Annotated in this window: 19 protein-coding genes; 7 read left to right on the top strand and 12 right to left on the bottom strand. The window is 61.9% G+C overall.

The genetic code is table 11. From position 1 onward, the window contains the following. The first annotated feature begins 78 nt into the window (after positions 1–78). Complete coding sequence (locus XB14_RS24385) at positions 79–1,533, top strand: TrkH family potassium uptake protein (RefSeq protein ID WP_077965153.1); 1,455 nt, start codon at positions 79–81, stop codon at positions 1,531–1,533. Positions 1,534–1,561: 28 nt separating this feature from the next. Here XB14_RS24385 and XB14_RS24380 read toward each other — a convergent pair whose 3' ends face one another. The 9 genes from XB14_RS24380 to XB14_RS24340 all read right to left on the bottom strand — a co-directional run bounded on the left by XB14_RS24380 (position 1,562) and on the right by XB14_RS24340 (position 12,938). Next, the gene (locus XB14_RS24380; protein WP_077965152.1) at positions 1,562–3,922 is read right to left on the bottom strand and encodes a polysaccharide biosynthesis tyrosine autokinase; all 2,361 of its coding nucleotides are present in this window, start codon (positions 3,920–3,922) and stop codon (positions 1,562–1,564) included. Between the two features lie 73 nt (positions 3,923–3,995). Then, complete coding sequence (locus XB14_RS24375; protein ID WP_077965151.1) at positions 3,996–4,901, bottom strand: UTP--glucose-1-phosphate uridylyltransferase; 906 nt, start codon at positions 4,899–4,901, stop codon at positions 3,996–3,998. 4 nt (positions 4,902–4,905) lie between these two features. After that, entirely contained in the window at positions 4,906–5,922 is a 1,017-nt protein-coding gene (locus XB14_RS24370; RefSeq protein ID WP_077965150.1) for a glycosyltransferase family 2 protein, read from the bottom strand. Continuing rightward, positions 5,922–6,848 carry a glycosyltransferase gene (locus XB14_RS24365; protein WP_077965149.1) on the bottom strand — a complete coding sequence of 309 codons (927 nt, stop codon included), beginning with the start codon at positions 6,846–6,848 and terminating at the stop codon, positions 5,922–5,924. Before XB14_RS24365 ends, XB14_RS24370 begins: the two co-directional genes overlap by 1 nt. Further along, positions 6,845–7,825, bottom strand: a complete 981-nt coding sequence (locus XB14_RS24360) for a glycosyltransferase family 2 protein (protein ID WP_077965148.1) — start codon at positions 7,823–7,825, stop codon at positions 6,845–6,847. Before XB14_RS24360 ends, XB14_RS24365 begins: the two co-directional genes overlap by 4 nt. After that, positions 7,822–9,045 carry a glycosyl transferase family 1 gene (locus XB14_RS24355; RefSeq protein ID WP_077965432.1) on the bottom strand — a complete coding sequence of 408 codons (1,224 nt, stop codon included), beginning with the start codon at positions 9,043–9,045 and terminating at the stop codon, positions 7,822–7,824. The genes XB14_RS24360 and XB14_RS24355 overlap by 4 nt, the downstream gene beginning before the upstream one ends. A gap of 99 nt (positions 9,046–9,144) precedes the next feature. Then, entirely contained in the window at positions 9,145–9,927 is a 783-nt protein-coding gene (locus tag XB14_RS24350; protein ID WP_077965145.1) for a glycoside hydrolase family 16 protein, read from the bottom strand. 2 nt (positions 9,928–9,929) lie between these two features. Next, positions 9,930–11,045, bottom strand: coding sequence for an acyltransferase family protein (locus XB14_RS24345; protein WP_143348521.1), 1,116 nt, complete (start codon positions 11,043–11,045; stop codon positions 9,930–9,932). Between the two features lie 408 nt (positions 11,046–11,453). Further along, positions 11,454–12,938, bottom strand: a complete 1,485-nt coding sequence (locus XB14_RS24340; protein ID WP_077965141.1) for a lipopolysaccharide biosynthesis protein — start codon at positions 12,936–12,938, stop codon at positions 11,454–11,456. Between the two features lie 121 nt (positions 12,939–13,059). On the opposite strand from XB14_RS24340, the gene XB14_RS24335 reads away from it, so the two are divergent. Then, positions 13,060–14,025, top strand: coding sequence for a glycosyltransferase family 2 protein (locus XB14_RS24335; RefSeq protein ID WP_077965132.1), 966 nt, complete (start codon positions 13,060–13,062; stop codon positions 14,023–14,025). Between the two features lie 88 nt (positions 14,026–14,113). Next, the gene (locus tag XB14_RS24330; RefSeq protein ID WP_077965130.1) at positions 14,114–15,061 is read left to right on the top strand and encodes a polysaccharide pyruvyl transferase family protein; all 948 of its coding nucleotides are present in this window, start codon (positions 14,114–14,116) and stop codon (positions 15,059–15,061) included. Between the two features lie 87 nt (positions 15,062–15,148). Here XB14_RS24330 and XB14_RS24325 read toward each other — a convergent pair whose 3' ends face one another. Together XB14_RS24325 and XB14_RS24320 are read right to left on the bottom strand one after the other, a co-directional pair. Further along, positions 15,149–16,165: a glycosyltransferase family 2 protein gene (locus tag XB14_RS24325; RefSeq protein ID WP_077965128.1), complete on the bottom strand. Its 1,017-nt coding sequence runs from the start codon at positions 16,163–16,165 to the stop codon at positions 15,149–15,151. Between the two features lie 232 nt (positions 16,166–16,397). After that, a complete protein-coding gene (locus tag XB14_RS24320; protein WP_077965126.1) occupies positions 16,398–16,676 on the bottom strand; it encodes an exopolysaccharide production repressor protein in 279 nt (92 codons plus the stop codon). A gap of 752 nt (positions 16,677–17,428) precedes the next feature. Between XB14_RS24320 and XB14_RS24315 the strand changes: the two genes are divergently transcribed. From XB14_RS24315 to XB14_RS24300, 4 genes are all read left to right on the top strand, one after another. Further along, on the top strand, positions 17,429–18,109 hold the full coding sequence (locus XB14_RS24315) for a sugar transferase (protein ID WP_077965123.1): 681 nt from the start codon (positions 17,429–17,431) through the stop codon (positions 18,107–18,109). Positions 18,110–18,175: 66 nt separating this feature from the next. After that, on the top strand, positions 18,176–19,447 hold the full coding sequence (locus XB14_RS24310; RefSeq protein WP_077965121.1) for a polysaccharide biosynthesis/export family protein: 1,272 nt from the start codon (positions 18,176–18,178) through the stop codon (positions 19,445–19,447). An 8-nt stretch (positions 19,448–19,455) separates the two neighbouring features. Further along, positions 19,456–20,742 carry an O-antigen ligase family protein gene (locus XB14_RS24305; RefSeq protein ID WP_077965119.1) on the top strand — a complete coding sequence of 429 codons (1,287 nt, stop codon included), beginning with the start codon at positions 19,456–19,458 and terminating at the stop codon, positions 20,740–20,742. After that, positions 20,739–21,752: an acyltransferase family protein gene (locus tag XB14_RS24300; RefSeq protein ID WP_077965116.1), complete on the top strand. Its 1,014-nt coding sequence runs from the start codon at positions 20,739–20,741 to the stop codon at positions 21,750–21,752. Before XB14_RS24305 ends, XB14_RS24300 begins: the two co-directional genes overlap by 4 nt. A 55-nt stretch (positions 21,753–21,807) precedes the next feature. Here the strand turns inward: XB14_RS24300 and galE are convergent, their stop codons facing one another. Beyond that, positions 21,808–22,794, bottom strand: a complete 987-nt coding sequence (galE, locus tag XB14_RS24295) for a UDP-glucose 4-epimerase GalE (protein WP_077965108.1) — start codon at positions 22,792–22,794, stop codon at positions 21,808–21,810. Between the last annotated feature and the right edge of the window lie 6 nt (positions 22,795–22,800).

Below are 22,800 nucleotides of genomic sequence, written 5' to 3'. Positions count from 1 at the left end.
TCGCCCGCCTTTGAGGTTGAATGGCGCAAATCCCGATGACCGATTCGGTCCTGGACAAAGCGCTGAGGCGATCGACCGTTGCATGCACCCCTCTACCAGACCGCGATCAATATCGCCGCGAAGGCCGCGTTCTATCTGTCGCTGGCGATGCTGCTCCCGGCAGCCGTCGATCTGTTCTATGGCCATCCCAACTGGAGAGTGTTCGCCGGTTCGGCCTTCGTGACCGGAGGGCTGTCGCTTCTGGCAATCGCTGCCACGCAGGGCGGCGCGCCGCTGTTCAACCGCAAGATGGGCTTCCTCGTCGTAAACCTTCTCTGGATCGTCGTCTCTCTCGTCGGCGCCATGCCCTTCTGGCTGTCGTCGCTGAAGCTCGATTTCGCCAAGGCCTTCTTCGAATCGGTTTCCGGCATCACGACGACCGGGTCGACCGTCATCAGCGGCCTCGACCACGCGCCCCCGGGCATTCTTCTCTGGCGTTCGGTTCTGCACTGGCTCGGCGGTATCGGGATCGTCGCGCTCGGGCTCTTCGTCATGCCCTATCTCAGGGTCGGCGGCATGTCTTTCTTCAAGATGGAGTCCTCGGACACCACCGAGAAGCCCTTCGCCCGCATCGTCACCTTCACCCGCGCCTTCATCCTCATCTACGTCGTGATGACGGTGACGTGCACGATCATCTATTCCTATCTCGGCATGAGCCGCTTCGACGCCATCAACCATGCGATGTCAACGGTCGCGACCGGTGGCTTCTCCACCCATGACGCCTCGCTCGGCTACTTCAAGAGCCTGCCGATCCTCTGGGTCGCAACCTTCTTCATGACGCTGAGCAGTCTGCCGTTTTCGGTGCTCATCCTCTTCATCGTTCGCGGGCGGCTCGACACGCTGAAGGATCCGCAGATCATCGTCTTTCTGTCCTATCTGACGGCACTTGCGCTCGCCGCAAGCCTCTATCAGCGGATCGTCAACGGGGTCACTGCCAACGAGGCGTTGGCGCATGGCTTCTTCACCGTCTCCTCCATCCTGTCGACGACCGGCTTTGCCAGCGACGATTACATGCTCTGGGGTGAGTTCATCGTCGCACTTGCCTTTGCCGCCACCTTCATGGGCGGCTGTTCCGGCTCCACGGCAGGCGGCATGAAGGCCTATCGCTTCATCATCATCTTCAATTCGATCCGGGCCGGGCTCTTCAAGTTGATCTACCCCAACGCGGTCCACACCGTGCGTTATGGCAAGACCCTCGTCGATATCGACGTGCAACGCACCGTGTTCATGTTTTTCACGGCCTACATGTTCATTTGGGCTTTCGGCAGCCTGGCGATGGGGGCCATGGGCTATGATCTCGTCACGGCGGTATCGGCAGTCGCAACGGCGCTTTCCAACGTCGGCGCCGGGCTCGGCCCGATCATCGGGCCGGCCGGCAACTTCTCGACGCTGACCGACCCGGCGCTCTATCTCCTGTCACTCATGATGCTGCTCGGCCGTTTGGAAATCCTGACCGTCCTGGTCATCCTGACACCGCTGTTCTGGAGGGACTGAGCGACAAGTCGAAACGAGGCGCGCCCTGTCAGGCGGCCTCGGTCTTGCGGCGTGTGCCGGCACTTTCGATGTAGTACTTCTCATAACGGTGGCGATAATGCTCGGTACCGCCAAAGTCGCTGTATTTCGCCAGCTCCTGCATGTCGGTCTTGTTGAGGATCACGCCGAGGATCTTGGAATTGATCTGCGGTTCCGCATGCAACAGCTCCCGCACCAGCCGCGACGGCGTCCGTCCCCATTCCGCGACAAAGAGGAAGCCGTCCGCCAGCGGCGCAAAGGCCTTGCCGTCGACCACCGGGGCCAATGCTGCGAGATCGACGACGACATAGTCGAAAGACTTGCGGGCATTGTCGATGAGCTCGGCCATGGCGGGGGAGGCGAGCAGTTCATGGCTGTCATAAGGGCCGTTTCCGCCCACCGCTTCTCCGCCGACCGGCAGGATCGCAAGTTTCGTCTGCTGGTCGATCTTGATGCCCGCCGGCCAGGATGCCTGCCCGGTCAGCGCTTCCACCAGACCCGCCTTCGGCGGCGGATTGATCATCTTGCTGAGGCCCGGCTTGCGGATGTCGGCATCGATCAGCAGGGTCTTCTTGCCGCTTGCGGCGAGAAGGGCCGCGAAGTTTGCCGCAATGATCGACTTGCCTTCATCAGGTACCGCCGACGCGATGCCGATGACGCGCGAGCCGTTGCCGGTCAGCATCCGGTCGCAGGCGAGCTTGGCGTTGCGGAAGGTCTCCGTGAAGGACGAGCGGGGTGCGTCGAGCACGATGCGGCTGAGGCGTTCGAACGATGGAGCCCCTTGCGTTACCGGTGGCGGCATCTTGTTCTTCATCAGCTTGGCTCGAACGAGGTCCGTCGTTCCCGGTTGACGCGGGCCGACCAATGGAATGTAGCCGAACGACCGGTGGCCGAGGATGGCACGCACGTCGCCCTCCAGCCGGAAGGTCCGCTCACGAAATTCCTGGAATGCGGCAAACGCGCCGCCCGCCATGAGGCCGAGCACCGCCGAAAGCGCGAGCACCATCGTCTTCTTCGGGCTCGAGGGCGAGGCCGGGACGCCGGCGCTGGAAATCACCCGCGCCTTGGCGATCGGGAAGGAGCGCTGCTGCGAGGCCTGTTCGTAGCGGTTCAGATAGGTTTCATAGAGCGTCTTCAGCGCGGCCGCCCGTTGCTCCAGTTCGCGCAGGTGCACGAGCGAGAGATTTGCGTTCGCGTTGCGGCCGGTGGTGCCTTCGATGTTTTCACGCAGCGACGCCTCGCGTGAGCGTGCCACCTCGTACTCGTTGCGGTAGCTTGCCGTCAGCTGCTGCAGTTCCTGGAAGATCTGGCGGCCGACATCGGTTTTCTCCTTGCGCAGCGACACGGCCTGCGGATGGTCGGCGCCAAAGCTCTGCGAAACTTCCTGTTCACGCTTGCTGACCGCGAGATAGCGGGTGCGCAGTTCGCGGATGACCGAATTGTCGCCTTCCTTGGCGGAAATCGTCGCGTTCTTGACGGCCGTCTCCGGTCCCTGCTCGACGATCGCCTGGAACTGCTTGTAGCGCGCCGAGGCGCTCGCGGTATCGGCCTGGGCAATGATGAGCTGGCTGTTGAGATCGGCCAGTTGCTGCTCCGACATGAGCTCGCCGCGGGCGAGCGTCAGGCCGTTTTCGCTGCGGTACTTCTCCACTTCGAGCGACGCGGTCTGCGTGCGCTGCCTAAGGTCCGCGAGACGCTCCTGCAGCCAGACCGAAGCGCGTTCCGTCGCCTCGAAATTGGCGTTGAGCTGGTCGTTGAGATAGGCGTCGGCGTAGGTGCGGACGATCCCGGCGGCCAGCTGCGGATCGCTGGAGCGATAGGCAAGCGAAACGACGGAGCTTCGTGTCACGCGCTCGACGGCAAGCCCCTGCTGCAAAAGCGCGGCCGCCTTCTGCCTCCGTCCGTTGCGCGCCATATCCTCTGAAATCTCCGGCCCGCTCGAGAAGATGCTCGTGACGGACTTCAGCCCGTCCTTGACGACGTCGAACGGCGAGCGCGGCGGATTGAGAACCGTGTCGTTATCGGCGAGGTTCATCTTGTCGACGACGCGCAGGGCGAGCTCGCCGGACTTCAGGATTTCCACGGCGCTCGCAATCTGGGTGTCGAGCAGGGCGCTGTTTTGCGGCGGCGCCTGTTCTTCGGCGAATTTCGACAGGTTCTCGTCGAGCAGGATCTGCGTCATCGACGTATAGAACGGCGTCGCGAACATCAGGTAGGCGACACCGAGCGCGATGAAGAGCGCCACGAACAGGCCGACCATTCTGGCGCGGCGGACGACGACCGAAAAAAGACGGTCAAGGTCGATGAAGCCGTCGGGCTCCTCCACGTTGCGCGGTACGACACTGTTGAAGGGGAGACTTCTTTGGTTCATTGGGTCGCTCTGTCCGTTTCCCTTTAGTCCGAAGGCTGGCGCCTCTTCTTTTCAAAAGAGGCGCCGAAGCCAGTTATGCGGCGCGGATGCGGCCTTCGTGAGACAGGACCATGTCCTTGACCGAGGCATAGACCGCGTCGCCGAGATCGGAACGCGCCAGCGCGAAGGCGACGTTGGCCGCGATGAAGCCTTCCTTGGAGCCGCAGTCGAACGTGCGCCCATCATAGGGATGGGCGTGAAACGCTTGATTTTGCGAGAGTTTCAGCATGCCGTCGGTCAGCTGGATCTCGTTTCCGGCACCGCGCGGCTGATGCGCGAGTATCTCGAAGATCTGCGGCTGCAGGATGTAACGGCCATTGAGATAAAAATTGGAAGGAGCTTCACCCATGCCCGGTTTTTCGACCATTTGGGTGACTTCGAAGCCATAGGGGACGGCGGCACCCTTGCCCACGATGCCATATTTCGAGGCATCTTCCGGTGCGCACTGCTCGACGCCGACAACGTTGCCGCCGGTCTGGCGGTAGAGGTCGACAAGGCCGGCCATGCAGCCGCGCCCGCCGTGGCAGAGCATGTCCGGCAACAGCAGCGCGAAGGGTTCGTCGCCGATAAGATCGCGGGCGCACCAGACGGCATGGCCGAGGCCGAGCGGCGCCTGCTGCCGGGTAAAGCTGACGGAACCGGCGCGGGGCAGCATCTCCTCCAGTTCGGAAATCTGGGCGTTCTTGCCGGAGCGGGTCAGCGACGAGATGAGTTCAGGCGTGTCGTCGAAGTGGTCTTCGATCGCCTGCTTGTTGCGGCTGGTCACAAAAACGATGTGCTCGATGCCCGCTTCGCGGGCTTCATCAACCGCATACTGCACGACCGGACGATCGACGATCGTCAACATCTCCTTCGGAATCGCCTTCGTCGCGGGAAGAAACCGCGTCCCATTGCCGGCGACCGGGATCACAGCTTTCCTGACGGTCCTGATACGGTCCATGGTCTTATCCTTTACTTACGTGCGGGCTTTCGCCTGAGGTGGGTCGTTCAGCCGCCACCGTCGAAGTGGCAGGCTTCGTGCGTGCGATCGGTACAAGAAGCCGTCGCAAGCGCACGGCGATCGGCATTCTGAGGTGCCGAAGCGCTCTGGGGTTGGTAACAGCCACCCGGGTGGCTCCGACCAACGATCTGGATTTCAGGTGCTCGACGAGGCGAAGGAAGGCATGAGCCTCGACGAGGCTTTTTTCGCGCCGGCGCTGCATCGCCAGCGCCTCGGCATCGAGCGTGTGGCTGGCCAGGAATTCCCGGTCGGCCGTCATCATCGCTTCGATGTGGCGTAGTTCGAGCACGCGCGAGATCGAGCCCTCGCGGATGTGGTAACAATAGCCCGCCGAGGGTTCGATGACGCAGCGGCCGCCATGGGCAAGCGCCGAGGCGAGCAGGATGTAGTCCTCGCCGATCCGGATCGTTTCCTCGAAGCGCAAGCGATGTTCGTTCAGAAAACGACGCTCGAAGATCGGCTTCATGTAGCCGAAATTGTAGGTGGAGCGGAAAAGCACGTTGGAACCGATGAAGGTCGCAAGCGTCAGCGTCCGACGGCGTGCGAGTTCGGCTTCGGGAAACATGCGCTCCAGCCGCCCGTCGAGGTTCAGGACGTCGATGTTGTCGACCACGATCTGGGCATTGGTCGCGGATGCGAGGCTGATCATCCGGGGCAACCGCTCGGGGCTGACGGTGTCGTCCGCGTCGAGAATGGCGATCCAGTCGCCACGCGCCGCCTCGAGACCGGCATTGCGCGCGCCGCCCGGCCCGCGGTTCTCAGCAAGCCGCAGCAGCCGCACGCGCGGATCGGCGAGTTCTTCGACGACCGCACAGGTCTCGTCCTTCGAGCAGTCGTCAACGACGATCACTTCGATGTCGAGGCTTGCCTGCGCCAGCGCGCTGTCGATGGCGCGCCGGATCGTGTCGGCAGCGTTGAAGGCCGCAATGACGAAGCTGACGTCGGGGGTGTGTTGCGTCATCAGGCGGTCGCCGCACCGTATTGCTGAAGTTCACGCACGCCGATGAGCCCGCTGACGACGCCCGCATGCATGATTGCGCGAAGCGCGTAGCGCGAGCGGGCGACCGGCGATCCGAACAGCAGCAGGCTTGCGATGGCGCAATAGCCGGATTTCGCCGCCGCGCGGGCGATTTCGACCACTCGGCTGCCGGCTTGGCCCGGTTCACTCAAGAGCCGGCCATGGGTCTGGCCGGAGCGGAAGCGGCGCTTTGCAAGCCACGCCAGCCGCGCGCGTTTCTCCGGTACCGGTTCGAAGACCAGCGCATCGGGCGCATAGGCGAGGCGGCCGCCATCCGCATGCATGTGGCGGAAGAACTCCGTATCCTCGCCGCCCGTCTGTCCGAGTGCCAGATTGAATCGCCGGTTGAGGAGGACAGGGCGGGTGAGATCGATGAGGACATTGCAGGTGTAGCCCGTGCGGATCTCGCCATCGACCCAGACCGGCCGGGTTGAATGAAAATCGCCGCGGCGCATCCAGTTCGGGGCGGACAGCGTGTATTCGGCGCGAACCGGGCCAAGCACGACATCGGCGCCGGTCGTTAGCGCGGTATCGAGCAATTGCGCGAGCCAGGTTCTCGACACTGTCTCGTCATCGTCGACGAAGGCGAGATAGTGACCGGTGCTGTTGTCGAGACAGGCATTGCGGGCGATCGAAATGTTCGACGCCGGGCAATGCACGTAGAGGATCTCGCAAGGCATGGTCGGGCGCATCTGGTTGACGAGCGCCTCCGCACTCGGCGTCACGTCGTTGTCGGCGACGATAATGCGGATCGCCACATCGGTGGGCACGGTGATGAGTGCGAGGGAATGCAGCGTTTCTGCAAGCTCCGGCCGGCGAAACGTGCACACCGCTATGTCGATCTGCGTCCGGGCGACGGTGCTGGTCATGGTGCCATCCTCCGGTTACGCGTGGTGAGCAATTCCCGCCAGAAGCCGGCCGACCAGGCAAAATGCATGATCATTGCCGAAACGGCAGCGAGCGGGCCGTAAGCGTTCTTCTGGCCGAGCGCCATCCATATGCCGTAGCCGATGCAGGCCGCAGCCCAGAGCACGACCGGAACGACGGCGAGCCAGCTGACGACCGCGAGCAGCGCGCCGACTGCGACCGGAGCGACGGCCAGCGGCAGCAACTGCCTGAGATTCGGCCAGGCGCGATGCTTCAGCACATTGCGCGCGCGTCCGCGGCCATAGGCGAAATACTGGCGGAAGAGCGGCCCCACCTTGGCGCGGGGGTAATAGACCATGCTGGTGCGATCCGTCATCCAGATGCGGTAGCCCGCCTGGCGGAAGCGATAGTCGAACTCCGCATCTTCGTTGTGGCTGAAGATCTCGTCGTAGCCGCCGATCGCCTGGAAGGCTGAAATGCGCATCAGCGCATGGTGCCCGTGATCGGCCCAGTGGCTCGTCGCGCCGAGCCGATGTTTGGCGCCGCCATTGCCGAGCTTGGAATTCTGGGCGTAGGCCGTGGCCTTCTGGAACGGCGTGAAACCGACCGTCTGCATGGCGACGACGACCGAGTCCGCGCCGGTCAGGAGAGCCTCCTCGACAAGACGCTCGCAATAATCGTCCGGATAGGTGCCGTGCGCGTCGATGCGGATCATATAGTCGAACGCGGCGCCATGGCGTGCGACGGCGAGATTGATCGCAGCACTCTGGATGCGTTTCGGATTGTCGATCACCAGAACGGTCGGGTCGGCTTCGGCGAGGCGCGCGGCGATTTCGCGGGTGCCGTCGGTACTGCCGCCGTCGGCGATCAGGATGGCACCGTTAAGACGCCCTGCCGCGGGCAGCAAGGCTTCGACGAGGCCTTGCAGATGTTCAGCCTCGTTGAGGCAGGGAATGACGATGAGGACACGTATGCTCATGACAATCCACCTTCGTTCTGGGGCGTTGAGGCGTTTTGATGTGCTTGCGGGAAGTCCAGGGCGATGCGCGGCGGGGCGGCGGATGTGACGGCCGAGAGGCGGCGCACGAGGCCTTCGCAATCGCTGCGATTGAAGATCCACGTTTCCGGCGCGCAAGCGGCGATCCGCCGCGATGCGTCGTGGTAGATCTCGGAGGTCATCGACCCCATAAGCGCCGAGAGAGCACCGGGGTCAGCCTCCTCGAGCAGTACGCCAAGGCCGCGTATGGCCAGAAACCGCGCGGTCTCGGTGCCGCGCAGCGCGATCGGCACCCGCCCGAAGCGGCAGCCTTCATAGAGCCGGTTCGGCAGCAGCCATTTGGAGTTCTGACCTTCCTCGAAGAAGTCGATCGCCCAGGTGAAGTGCACGTCGGAGTAGATCGCGCCAAGCTCTTCCGGGCTGCGATAGGGGCCTTGGAACGTCATGAAAGGTTCGTTGCGGATGAAGCCGTCGAAGTCGTCGAACTCGCGATAGGCCGGCCGGCCGCGCAGCACGATTTCGAAGCGGCCCTCCATGCGGCGCGAGAAGGCTGCCAGCAGGGCCAGCGATTTGCGGCAGCGCAGAGCACCGAACCAGCCAATCCGCCACGGGCCATCTGTCGGTGCGGCGGCAGCGGTCACCGATGGTCGCGCATCGGTCCCGTCCAGCTCGAGCACTTTGTTTTCAAGCATCATGGTCGGTGCCGAGATGCCGGAAAGCGGACGAAAATAGTTCTCGACGAAGGCGGGGGAACTGGTGATCAAAAGGCGTGCGTCACGGCCGAGCAGGCGCTCGCTTGCCCGCAATGTCTTGCCAGCGATGCCGGGGGAAAGGAGCAGGCGGTGAATGTCGAGGCATTCGTAGACGATTGGGACCTCGCCGCCGAAGAGGCTGAGGGCCTTCCTGGCGATGGCCAGCATGTCGAGGTTGCGGGCAATGATCAGGTCTGGACGTTCGACGCCGCGCAGCGCCTGCTTCAGCGAGAGACAGCTCTTGGCGATCGCACCGACCCGTTGGACGAACCGGCCGTCATGGGTGGTGCCGAGCTCGACAGGCACGATGCCCTCGATCGCCGCCAGCGGGTTTGCATCGCGTCTGAACCCCACAAGCGTCACCTTTGCGCCGCCGGCAAGCAACATCAGCACACGCCGGCGAACGGCGGGGTCGGCAAGATCCTGGGCGAAGTAAAGTATCTGCAGCATGTACATCCAGTTTTCTGTCCGGTCGCGCCGGACATGGGTCAAATTTTGCGCCTTGCAGCGGCGAGAGCCACGCCCACTGGCGCGGCTCCCGATCGTCGGCTAGTTCGTTTTGCAGGCAATCGACTCGGGGAACTGGCACTCGTCTCCCGGCGCGGTGAAAGCGACCCGGTCGACCTGCATCATCGAGGGGCCCTTGTAGGCAAAGGCGCCCATCCAATCCGACAGGGTATCGGTTCCCCAAAGGCTGAAGAAAATCTTCTGCGGATTAGGCGGGATCTTCGCTGGGTCGGTGACCTCGTGGACCAGCTCGCCATTTACGTAATAGCGAATGCGCTCCTTCTCCCAGACGAAAGCGTAGTCGTTGAAGCCCTGGTTGGCGCCTCCCGGCACGTCGACCAGCTTCTCGTTGCCGCCCTTGGCGGAGACGTATTGGTTGATCTGAACCTTTGCCGGGTTCTTGCCGAGCACTTCGAAATCGATCTCGTCATGCGGCTTTTTGTCGGCCGGCCCGATATAGGTGAAGAAGGCGGAGTTGAGCCCCGAGCCGTCGGCCGTCTTGATCCGCGCCTCGTAGGTGCCATAGCTGAAGCGCTTGCGCGTCTGGATTTCGCCGCAGGCGTAATTGCGCTCGCCGAGTTTTCCTTCGGTAAACGTCAGTTCGGCGATGCCGTTGGCGACCTTGGCCTGTTTCTTCGACCAGGTGCAATTCTGATGCGCGCCATTGTTCCAGCCGTCCGAGACGTACCAGACGGCGGTGTCGAGTGTATCGAAGTTGTCGATGAAAGACGCACCCGTCGTGGTCTCTTCGGCCAGGGCCGGACCGGCAAGGCCGACGGCGACAAGGGTGAGCAGGGCGAGGCGGTGAGGTCGTTTCGATCTCATGGTCAGGTCCTTTGCTGGGGGGAGGGACCGGCGCGAACAGCCCCTGTCCGCGCACGCATGTCGCGGGCGGAGCCGGTCCGGCTGCCGGTGAGAATGGCGGTGAGGGCTGGCAGCCAGCGCGCGGAAAGAGCGTAGGCGCCCGCGAGCAAGGCGATCGTGATGAGCGGAACCGCGCAGTAGAACGCCGGATAGTAGCCAATGTCCGAGCGGTTCCAGATCATCCAGAAGAGCACGAGCAGCGGAAAGTGCGTGCAAAAGATCCAGAAGCTGAGACCGCTGCCGCGCGAAAGTTGAGCGCCGATGTTGGTTCGGACGAGAAGTGCCGAAACCGCCCAGGAACCGACGATGCCGGAAATCGCAATCAGGCTGCGCAGCATTTCGAGCCACACCGGAAAGTTCGGGCCAAACTGATAGAGCAGGATGGACAGGAGCACGGCTGCGCTCAAGAACGCGATGGTAATCGGCCAGGAAAAGCGATCGAAGCTGCGGACATCGATGCGATGCAGGCTCATGTAGATGCCGGCGCTAAACCCGAAGAGGATCGACTTCTTCAAAAAGATGCCGTTCGGAACGGGCAGCACCGCATAGGCGAAGAGGACGGCGAGCGTCTGGGCCGGATAGCGCTTGATCAGCCAGGCGAGCGCTGGCGAAAGAACGATGCAGAGCAGGAGATCGCGCAGAAAATAGAGCGGCAGATTGATCGGCAGATCCTCGAGCGCGAAGGCAACGCTCAGCCACTCTCTGGGGCTGGCTCCGACGATCTCGGGCAGATAGCCGGAACTGATGTCCTTGCTCTGCGCGACGAAAACCAGCGCGAGAAACGCCAGGTTCCACAACAGGAATGGCAAAAGCACTGTCCGAGCCTTGGTCTTCAGTGTCTTGCCATAGTCGAAGTCGTCGAAGCCGCGACGGAACAACAGATAACCGGAGATCGCGCTGAGGCAGGGGACGCCGACACGGAAGAGGCTGTCGCCCAGGAAAATGCGCAACCAGTCGATGCCGCCATAGGTGCCGACATACGGACTGGTGGCCGGATCATAAGGCACATGCACGAAGACAATGCCTGAGATCAGCACGATGCGCATCAGATTGATCCGCGAGGAGATATTCGCGTTCACATCAACGATATCCGTCACCCCCATCTGGCAGCGCGTTTAGAAGCGGCCGTTTCAACAGAGCAGACCAGAGCCCGCACCCAGAAGATTAGGCTCGGGCACGGATCAAAATATGGCGCCGCAGCAAACGAATCGGCCTTGGTTTGCTGCGGTGCAATATTAGAAATTGCGGCAATACTAGGAAAATAGGCCTATCCGCTCGCGCGGGCGGGAAAAAAACCATGACCTGGGCGTCAGTTGCGGAATATTAACGGCCGCTGATTTTCTGATGCTTCTGCTTGTCGGAGCGCATATGAATCGCCGAAAAGTTGTGCGTTTTTTCTTCTGTTTTTCAGTTGAGACAATGCCGCGGATCTCATTCCTCGCCGAAATGCGGCAAGGGTGGGGCAGTCTTTAGCGCTATTCCAGCCGTTACTCGGCGGCGGCCGGCATCGAGCTCGAAGCACCGCGGGAACGAACCATATCGGTGAGCTTTGCCAACAGCGACCGTTCGGTAACGAGTACCAGCACCAGATAGATCAGGGCACCGATCGCGGCGCCAACAAGAACCTGGAGCACCGCGCTTGGAAGAAGCGCGCCGTAGTGGTCCAGCAGCAGCCTTACGACGACAGCCATGATGAAAGCCGAGACCAGCGGCCTCACCGAAATCAGGAACCCGCGCAGGAAGGGCAGCTGGTCGGCGCGAAATACAACCCAGGAATAGCCGACAAGCGTTGCTAGGTTCACGAGGCAGAGCGCGATCATCGCTTCGACGAGCGATCCCCCGATCGCGGCATAGGCGACGGCGGCGGTGGTGGCGATTGCCCGGATCACCGCCCACCAGAAGAGGGTCGTGCCCTGGCCGATACCCTTGAGATAGGGAATGTAGGTGCTGCAGGGTGTCAGCAGGCCCTTCGACAGGGCGAGCAAGCCGAGCACCGGCCAGGCTGAGGCCCATTGCTGGCCGAAGAGCACGAGCATCGCCGGTTCGGCAAGCGCCCAGAGGCCGAACATCATTGGCGCGAGCAGCACGGTGGTGACCTGCGTGCTGAGCATCAGCGCTTGCGATCGCCGCTCCCGATCCTCGCCCATATGGCTGAAGGCGGGAAAAAGAACGCCCATGACTGCTGAAAGGACGATCTGGTTCGGAATGCTGGAAAAGCGGTTCGCCGCCGAATAGGCGCCGGCATCCGAAAGGCCGAGATAACGGCTGATGACGACCATCGGCGACTGGAAGGTGACGAAGTTGGCGATCTCGGAGCCCATCATGCCGAAGCTGAAGTGGCAGAGCGAAAGGACGCGCCGCGCCGAAAACACGAAACGTGGAACGTATCCGGATACGGCGTAGAGGCCAGCCAAGCGGATGAACGCGGAAACGAAAAGCTGCGCAAGCAGCGACCATACCCCGAAGCCGAGAAGTGCTGCGCCGACGGCGACGAGCGCACCGAGGATTTCGGAGAGCATGGTCCAGACCGCGTCCTTGCTGAAATTCATCCGCCGGGCAAGCAGTGAATAGGCAACATCGCCGGCAAGCTGCAACGGGATGAGCAGGCTCATGATCTGGAGCAGATGGCTTGCCTCCGGTGCGCCGAGCAGGCTCGCCAGCGGTCCGGCAAAGACGAAAAGCCCAAGCGCCATCATCAGCGAAACCACCAGGTTGGCCCAGAAAGCGGAGTGGATGAGTTCCATGTCCTCGTCGCGCTGGATGATCAGAGCGGAGGCAAGACCGGCGCCACCGATCATCGCCAGAAACTGCACGACGGTGAGCGCGACGGCGACCGTTCCGAACTCCTCGGGCGTCAGGATACGGGCAAGAATCGGCACGGTGACAAACTTCAGCCCGAATGTGCCTGTCTTTGAAAGGACGCTCCAGCCGACGTTCCGAGTCACAGACTTGGCGTTTACGTTTGAAGGCATGTGAGCATCCCGTGATGCCTTTGAAGGATTTCCGACAAAGGGCAAGCGCTAGATTTGAGGTCGCGACCCGGTGGGAGGAGACCACGAAATACTCTTTTAGAGAAACCGCAGGGGCGAAAAGATGGCGAAGCTGACTGTTATTATTCCCTACTACCAGAAGGAGCCGGGTATTCTTCGGCGCGCGCTCGCGTCCGTCTTTGCCCAGAGCTATCAAGACTTCCATGTCCTGGTGATAGACGATCAATCTCCCTACTCGATCGACGAGGAGTTGAGGCCGCTTGCCGATGGCGAGCGGGCGCGTGTGACGGTGATCCGGCAGGACAACAAAGGTCCAGGCGGCGCGCGCAACACCGGGCTCGACAACGTTCCGGCCGATTCGGCATTCGCCGCGTTCCTCGATTCCGACGACATCTGGACCACCGATCATCTCCAGAATGCCGTCGACAGCATGAGCCGCTTTGGTGCCGACTGCTACTGGGCGTCGATAACAGGCGGCGAGGCGTTCTACTACCATTTCGGCGTCGCCGATCTCGAAGCAAGCGATACGGTCGTGCGCCTGCAGGAAAGCCCGCTGGTCGTCGAAATTCCCGATCTTTCCAACGTCATGCTGCGGAACTGGAGCTTCCTGCATCTCTCCTGCATGGTAATAGGTCGCAGGCTTTTCGAGACGGTGCGCTTTGACGCCGAACTGCGTCTCGCGGCCGAGGACGTGCTGTTCTTCTGCGACTGCATTCTCGCCGCAAATCGTGTCGTGCTTTGCGATGCGGCCGGTGCCGTGCGCGGGGAGGGCATCAACATCTTCCACTCGATCGACAACGATTCGCCGCAGTTCCTTCAGCAGCAGTTCAACACCTTCGTTGCCCTCGAAACGCTGGAACATCGGCTCTCTCGCAAGCCGTCGGCCGTCGCGTCGATCCAGTCTTACCAGCATACGGCCCGACGCCAGGCGCTCTGGAGCCAGGCGCGCCGGCTGAAGCGGCGCAAGTCGCCGCAGTTTCGACTGCTGGCGCGTTGGGTCCTGCGCGATCCCAAGCTGTTGCAAAGCGCATTCGAACTTGCCGTCGGCAAGTTTTCCCGTTCACGCTGATCCGGACAGAAACTCCATTTTGGAGGAAGAACAAGCCCGCCAGGCGCGGCATCGAACTTATCTCGCATTCTGAAAGAAGGGACCGCCCATGCAGCCCTATTACTGGGAATCTCAACACGGCAATTTCGGCGACGACCTCAACCTCTGGCTTTGGGACTTCCTGCTGCCGGATTTTCGCGATGTCCATGACGACATCCTCCTCGTCGGCGTCGGCACCGTGCTCAACCGCGCGCTTTTGCCCGATGGCGTCCGCAAGCTCGTCATCGGCAGCGGGTTCGGTTACGGCACCTTGCCGGACATGCGGGATGCCGCCGAATGGGACCTTCGCTGCGTGCGCGGCCCGTTGACCGCCGAAAAGATCGGCCTTGCGCCGGAGCGCGGGATCGTCGATCCCGCGGTCATGGTCGCCGACATGCCCGAGTTCCAGAACCTGCCCAAGCTATACAAGCGCAGTTTCATTCCCCACTGGGAAAGTGCGATCGCCGGCATGTGGCCCGTCACCTGCGGCACCGTCGGCCTGCACTACATCGACCCGCGCAGCGAGGCCAAGAGCGTGATCCGCGAGATCGCGCAATCGGAGTTTATCGTCGCCGAATCGATGCACGGAGCGATTCTCGCCGATGCATTCCGTATTCCTTGGGTGGCGGTGACGACGTCGGACAGCATCAACAGCTTCAAGTGGAACGACTGGGCAAAAACGGTCGGCGTCGAATACCGTCCCCGCCATGTGCCGGTCTCCAGTCGCACCGAAGCCATGATCAAGGGCGCGCGTTTCTGGGGCATGGGCTTCGAGGCGCAGACCGTGCCGGAGGCTGTGAACCTGCGGTCCGCTGACGACGAGGTGATCGTCGCAGCCAGAGAGCCGCGTCAGACGTTCCTGCGCAGCGCGGCCAAGCAGGTTCTTGCGGCGCCATCGACGCTTGCGCTTTGGCAGGCCACCCGGGCAGAGCCGCAATTGAGCAGCGACAGCCGGCTCGCCGAACGCAAGGAACGCTTCCAGCATGCGCTGGCCGCCGTGCGGCGCGCCTACTTCTAGGAAGTGACAAACGACGCTCCGGACAAGATGCCGGAGCGTTTCCGCTCGCGATGGTTCGACGTGGCGGCGACGCCGCCACGCTTGCTGCTAGCGCGCGCGCTCCGCGCTGACGGGCAGAAGGTAGCGCACGGCCGCCGCCCCACCGGTCGGCGCCGCATCCGTGCGCGGCCTGAAGCGCTCCGTCTTGTCGGCAAGGATACCGGCGGTGACGGCCGGCGCGGCGCCGGGGCGCCGCATGAGGTAACCGATCGCAGCCATTGCGCCGCGCTCCTTCTTCAGGTCGAGAAAGTGGCGGTGCTGGTAGCGGCCACGCACATGGCGTTCATGCCGCCGCACGGCAGCTGCTGCTTCACCTTCGAGGTCGTTTGCCGCCAGGATCACGCGGTCGGCCTCGTAGAGACGCTTGAGATCCTCGGTCCGGTGGCTGCCGCTCAGCGAATTGCCGCGCACGATCGCCGCATAGCCGCAGCTTTGAATGACCTTGTAGCGTGCGCCTTTTGCCAGGGCGCGCAGATAGAGGTCGTAGTCTTCCCCCAGCCGAAGCGTCTCCTGATAGCGGATGCCGTGCTCGTCCAGGAAGCGGCGCCGCATCAGCGGCTTTAGAAAGCCGATCTCGCCGCGTTTCACGCCCTGCCGCGAAATATTGCCCTCGACGAAATCAATGAGGCCGAGAAGGCGCGGCCGTGGTGGGAAGTCATCGATCCTTGGTGCCACACCCGTCGCTGCGGCCTCGCCCATGAAGGCGATGTTGTCGGCGATGAAATCCCAGTCTTTTTCGGAAAGCAGCCGTCCGAGCCTGCCCGGCAGGAAGAAATCGTCCGCGTCGAGGATCGCGAGGACCGGGGAGCGGCTGATGGCAATCGCGTGATTGCGGGCCGCTGCCGGACCGCGATTGGTGTCAAAGCGTGCGATCGTCAGCCGTCCGCTGTGATCGTCGGCAGACCGCACTGCAGCGGCCGTCTGATCGGTGGAGCCGTCATCCACGACGATAACTTCGGCGGTTTCGGGTTCGGTCAGCGCCGACGCGACTGCGCGGGCGATGGTCGCCTCGGCATTCTTTGCAGCAATGATGACGCAGACGTCTGTCCGGGCGACTGTGGTCATGAGGGCCTCCAGTATCGTATCTCGCGGGCAGTTCGGCGCTTACGGCCGAGTGGACTGCACCAGTTCTCGATCGCTGCATGACGACGCCGGGTCATCGACAATCCGGGTAATCATGCAGTGCCGGCATGGAATCCTGCCGTAACGGGCGCACCATGCAGGGCGATCGTGTCGCAACCGCGTCAAACAAGATTTTTTTGGAGGACGGGGAGGCAGGTTCGCCCCCGATGTGCGGTCAACGATTGAAGTGGCCGGGGCGGTCCAGGCGGTGGGTGTTGCTGCCCGGCTTGTCGTCATTGGCCGATTGCAGCACTTCGGCCGTCTTTTTTCCACGCTCGCGCGCCTTCCGCCAGATCAGGAAGACGACGGCCAGGAAGTAGCCGATCTGGATCAGGATTGCGCAGATCGCCGTCTGGATCAGCGTGGATGTGAGCGAGCCATTGAGGAAATAGGTGACGACAGCAAAAACCGTTAGGGCGCCGATCATACTCACGAAGACGCGTGGTGCATACATGGCACTAACTCGCAATCGGTTCTATCGTCGCGGACGTCATCACAAACTGGCCTTTCCTCTGCAGATCTTAATATATTGGCGACGGACATCGCCTGCAACCGGCAATGGCCGCCGCTTCGGTCCATCCAAGCAGGCAAATCTTTATGTCGCGTTTCGAGCAGTGACGAACGAATCAAATTCAGTTGATTGAGTTCAAGGGCGCCTGTGAACCGTGCGTGCGCCTGGAAGCCAATTTTCCACTTCCCCGTCGGGACGCGGTCTGTGCGTCGCCCGATGGTTGCCGCCGCACCAGCGTGCCGATCAACTTTTATTACAAGTTTGAACGATGAAGGCGGGCTTTGTGTGCGCCGCAAAGACTTGGTGCATTGCAGCATAATTTGCAGAATACGGGCCACCGATAACTTTGGTGCCCGGAAAATCTCGTTGCGGAAGCTCAAGGAAAACATCGGCCTGTGAAGATATCGTCACCTGTCCCTAAATGTAATTCCGATCTCCAAGAACAATACAAGGATGCGAGCGACGTGATACTTTTTCTCGCAATAATAGAACGGCTTTCGTCACGAGAAATATTTCATATTCGAAAGTGGTGATATACGCATTTTGGCCCCTGCCGGGATACTCGCCTTTATTTCGCCTTCAAAAAGCAAATCCTTACCGGACGTTCATTACTCACGATGAGCGCGCCCCTGTGTGGGCTGTGGGCCCCTTCTGGGGAGACCGACCAATCGCCAAACGTAAATGGAGTCACCTCTATGAAGTCTGCGACCAGATCGGCCAATTCGCCGTTTTTCAGTGCCGCAGAGTCTGCGGCCGTTCCGCCTGTGGGCGGTGTTTCGAAGCGTGGCTTCGATATGCTTGCCGCTTCCCTGGCTCTCGTCTTCCTGAGCCCGCTGTTCCTGATGCTCATGGCGCTCGTCAAGTTTTCCGACGGCGGCAGCATCTTCTATGGCCACCGCCGCGTCGGCCATAACGGCAAATCGTTCCGGTGCCTCAAGTTCCGCACGATGCGCCCTGATGGAGACCGGATTTTGCACGACCATCTCAAGGCGAATCCGGCCGCCTACGAGGAATGGCGCGCGACGCGCAAACTGCAGGATGACCCGCGTGTCACGGTCGTCGGTAGCGTCCTGCGCAAACTGAGCCTTGACGAGCTGCCACAGCTCGTCAACATCCTGCGCGGGGAAATGAGCATCGTTGGTCCGCGCCCGGTGGTGGAGGACGAACTGGAGATCTACGACAGCGCCGCCGTCTACTATCTGCAATCTCGTCCCGGCCTTACCGGCCTTTGGCAGATCAGCGGACGCAACGACGTTTCCTACGCAACCCGTATCGCGTTCGATACCCAATACGTTCAGAACTGGTCGCTGCTGAGCGACTTCTCCATCGTCGTCAGAACCATTCCCGCCGTTTGCCTTTCGCGCGGCAGCTACTGACGAACCAGCGCCTGAAGGCCCGCACGACCAGTTGCGGGACGGCGCGCCTTCATTCGGGAAGCCCAAATGAAAAAACACCATCTGTCGGGAATGTCGCGCGGACAGCGCAGGCTACCCCGTTTCCTGCGCCGGGCGGTTCTCATCGCCGCGGCGCTCACTTGTGCTTTTCCGGCTTGGGCCGATGAGTATCAGCTCGGCACTATGGATAGGCTGAGAATTCGCGTGGCCGAATGGCAGACCGCAGAAGGGGCCGTCCGCGACTGGTCGGTTGTGAGCGGCGAGTACACCGTCGGTCCATCGGGCGCTCTATCTTTGCCCTTCATCGGCGACCTGCCGGCGGCGGGCAAGTCGACGACCGAAGTTGGTGAAGCGATCGGTGAGAAGATGCAGACGCTCTTCGGTCTGCGCGATCGGCCGTCCGCCTCCGTCGAGCTTGCGCAATACCGCCCGGTTTATCTTGCGGGTGAGGTCCAGAAGCCCGGCGAATATCCTTTCGCCCCCAATCTGACGGTGCTGAAGGCCGTGAGCCTTGGCGGCGGATTGCGCCGTTCGGAAAGCGGCCAGCGCTTTGCGCGCGACTACATCAATGCGCATGGCGATTCGAGCGTCCAGACGTCAGAGCGCAACCGGTTGCTGATCCGTCGCGCCCGCCTTCAGGCCGAGATTGCCGAAAAGGACGGGATCGAACTGCCGAAGGATCTTCAGGGCGTCCCCGGTATCGACAAGCTTCTCGCAAACGAGACGGCGCTGATGGCCTCGCGCGACCGGAAGCAGAAGCTGCAGCTGGAGTCGCTCGCCGATCTGAAGTCCTTGCTCGAAAGCGAAATCCAGTCGCTGGCAAAGAAGACCGAAACCCAGAATCGCCAGCTCGAACTCGTCGTCGAGGACCGCGAGAAGGTCGAGAGCCTCGCCGAAAAGGGCCTTGCTCTCAGCCAGCGCAAGCTGTCGTTGGAGCAGCGCGTGGCTGAACTGCAGGCTGCTCTTCTCGATATCGACACGGCTTCGCTGAAGGCGAAACAGGATGTCAGCAAGGCGGGCCAGGACGAAACCAATCTTCGCAACGATTGGGACGCGCAACTGGCGCAGGACCTGCAGAACACCGAAGCTGAACTCGACACGCTTTCGATCAAGCTCGGCACCAGCCGCGACCTGATGGCCGAAGCGCTGCTGCAATCGGCGGAAGCCGCGCAATCGAAGGACAATACCGCGGAGGCGACGATCGCCTATTCGATCATGCGCGAGCGCGACGGCAAGCCGACGGAGATTGCCGCCGACGAAAACACGCCCGTCCTGCCCGGTGATGTGATCAAGGTCGAAGCCAACCTGGCAACACAGTAGGACCGACTGTGAAAATTTCGAAGGCGAGCCTGATTTCTTCCGATCGCAATGGTATCTATGGCACCGTTGCGATCGCGCTGTCGCTCTTCGTCTTCGCCTATTCCTCGCGCTTCGGGCAGGCGTCGATCCTGCTTTACTACGGCCTGTGGCTGCCGCTGGTGCTGATCGATTACCGCCGTGTGCTCGGCAACTATGGCGTCCGGCTCTGGATCCTTGGCTTTGCGATCTTCGCCTGCCTGTCGGTCTTCTGGTCGGCAGCACCCGGAATGACGGCACGAACCGGGTTGCAGTATCTGTCCCACGTGGTCTGCGCCCTGATTGCCATGCGGGTCGTCAGCGTCAGGACGCTGGTGCGCGGCGCGATCGCCGGGACCGGCGTCGTTCTCGTCTATTCGCTGCTCTTCGGCGTCTATCACCTCGATCCGCTCGACGGCACCTATAGTTTCGTCGGCGCCTTCGCCTCGAAGAACCAGCTTGGCTTCTACGCTTCGCTCGGCATCTATTTTGCCTTCATCGCGCCGATCGCGCTTGGCGAGCGCGGCCTGTGGTTCGCAGCATCCGCCCTGGTCGGACTGCTGGCAGCCTATTCCCTCTTTGCTTCGCAATCGGCAACGTCGGTGTTGACGACGGTGGTCATCCTCGGGCTCTGGCTCGGCATGCGGGTCGTCGGGCTGTTGTCGCCGGCGCATCGCAAGGGTCTCTTCCTTGCCGCCGCCGTCTGCGGTGTCATGATCGCCGTTGCGGCCATCTATGGCGGTGGCGTCGATCTTGTCCTCGGGCTTTTCGGCAAAGATTCCACCCTGACCGGACGGACCTATCTGTGGCAGCAGGGTATCGAAGCCGCCATGTCGTCACCGCTCGTCGGTGTCGGCTACCAGGCCTATTGGGTCCAGGGCTTCTCCGAGCCTGAACGCTTGTGGGAAGAGTTCTATATCGCCACACGCTCCGGCTTTCATTTCCACAACACCTTTATCGAGGCGATGGTGGAGACCGGCGCGATCGGGCTCGTCCTCCTCTCCGGCATCCTGCTGATAACCGTGCTCGGCCATACGAAGCGGCTGTTGACGCAGGACCATGACACCCAATCCTCCGTACTCTTCGGCATCGCACTGTTGTTGCTGGTGCGTTCCTTCGTCGAGATCGACATCATGAACCCCTATCACATCGGGTCGTTCCTGCTCTATTTCGCCGCCGGAAAACTAACTCTGCCGGAAGGACGCACGCAGTTGGACGTCGAAGATCGTCGCCCCCCTCCGTCCGTGTCGGAGATCCCGCTGCGCCTGAGGTATCAATGACCGGCGCCCCGACGACGATCTACGGCATTCAGTATCTGCGGGCCTTAGCCGCGCTCGGCGTCGTCATCTTTCACGCCGCCGAGCGGACGGGGTACCACTTCGCGATCGGTGCTGCCGGCGTCGATGTCTTCTTCGTGATCAGCGGCTTCATCATGTGGGTGATCAGCGAGCGGCGGCCGATGTCACCGCTCAGTTTCCTGCGCGATCGCATCCAAAGGATTACGCCTGTCTATTGGCTCGCAACCGCGGTGATGGTCATGGGCGGCCTTGCCGGCCTCTTTCCCAATCTCGTCTTGAGCAATGCGCATGTGCTTGCCTCGCTCTTGTTCATTCCCATGCGCTCGCCAAGCAGTGGCGAAATCTGGCCGGTTCTGGTGCAGGGCTGGACGCTGAACTACGAGATGTTCTTCTATGCCGTCTTCGCCCTCGCACTGCTGTTGCCGCGTTCGAGGCGGTTGCTCGCGGTCGCCGGCTGCTTCTCGGCGCTGGTCGCCATCGGCTTTGCTGTCGACAGCGACAACGCGCTCTTCGTCACCTATACGCGGCCGATCATTCTCGAATTCGTGGCGGGCATGATCGTCGCCGAGTTCTGGCTGCGAGGCAGGGTGTCGGGCGCATTCTCCGGCCTTACGCTTGTCGTCATCGCGTTTTCAGGATTCGCGGCGCTCGCCGTGCTTCGCCTGCCTTTCGACGAATTCATCCTCGGACCTTTGGCCGTTATGCTCGTGTTGGGAACGCTGGCGCTCGAAGCGCAGGGCTGGTTCCGCCCCCGCAGGCTGCCAATGATGCTTGGCGATGCATCCTACTCGATCTACCTCTGGCACACCTTTGCGATTTCGGTCGTGGTCAAGGCTTGTGGAATGATGGGTATCGGGCCGCTCACATCGGCGCTGCTGGCGGTGGTTGCGGGGACCGCGCTCGGCGTTTTCGCCTATATTCTGATCGAGAAGCCGCTGGCCAAGAGGCTGCGGTCGGGCTTTTTCTCAAGGCCGGTGCAGCACACGGGCTGACAAATCGGAGCCATCTGGCGCGGCGGTCACCGCCGCACCAGATCTGGTCAGGATCTCAAGCGCCCTGATTGCGACGGGAATGCCAGTTCCAGGCTGTGCGCGTGATATCGGTGAGACCGTATTTCGGAACCCAGCCGAGTATGTCGCGTGCCTTGTCGTTGTTGGCGACGAGGGTGGTCGAGTCACCTTCGCGTCGGTCGACGAGGTCGACCTGGAATTCGCGTCCCGAAACCTCGGAAATCGCCGTCAGCAGTTCCTTGACGGTTGTGCCGGTGCCCGTGCCAAGGTTGAGCTCGACGCTGTCGCCGCCTGAAAGAAGGTGTTCGACCGCGCGCACATGGGCGTCGGCAAGATCGAGCACGTGGATGTAGTCACGCACGCAGGTGCCGTCGCGCGTATCGTAGTCGGTGCCGAAGATCTTGAAGCTCTGCCGCCGGCCAAGGGCCGCGTCGATCGCGAGCGGGATGGCATGCGTCTCGGGCTCGTGCCACTCGCCGATGCGACCTTCCGGATCGGCGCCGGCGGCGTTGAAGTAGCGCAGGATCACGGACCGAAGACCTTTATACTGTCCATAGTCCTTCAGTGCCTGTTCGCACACCCATTTCGTCCGACCGTAAGGGTTGATCGGCGCCTGGCGGTGCTGTTCGTCGATCGGCACGCTCTCCGGCAGACCATAGGTGGCGCAGGTCGAGGAGAAGACGAAGGCTTCGACGCCGGCGGCAAGGGCAGCCGAAAGCAATGTCAGCGTTCCGATGACATTGTTGTCGTAGAAGGAAACCGGATCCTTCACCGATTCACCGACCTCGATCATCGCAGCAAAATGCAGGATGGCGCGCGGCTTGTGGCGTGCGAGCACCTCGTCGAGCCGCTTGCGGTCGCGAATATCGCCCTTTTCCAGAACGCCCCATTTGACGAACTCCTCGTGGCCGTTCGAAAGGTTGTCGTAAACGACAGGCTCGAAACCCTTGTTGGCCAGTTCGAGGCACGTATGCGAGCCGATGTAGCCGGCACCGCCGACGACGAGGACTTTGTTGCTTTCCATGATGCT

The sequence above is a fragment of the Ensifer adhaerens genome, assembly GCF_002007205.1.
GTDB classification, from domain to species: Bacteria; Pseudomonadota; Alphaproteobacteria; order Rhizobiales; family Rhizobiaceae; genus Ensifer; species Ensifer adhaerens_D.
Note: the sequence above shows the minus strand (reverse complement) of the source record. Positions and strands in the feature narration are given on the sequence as shown.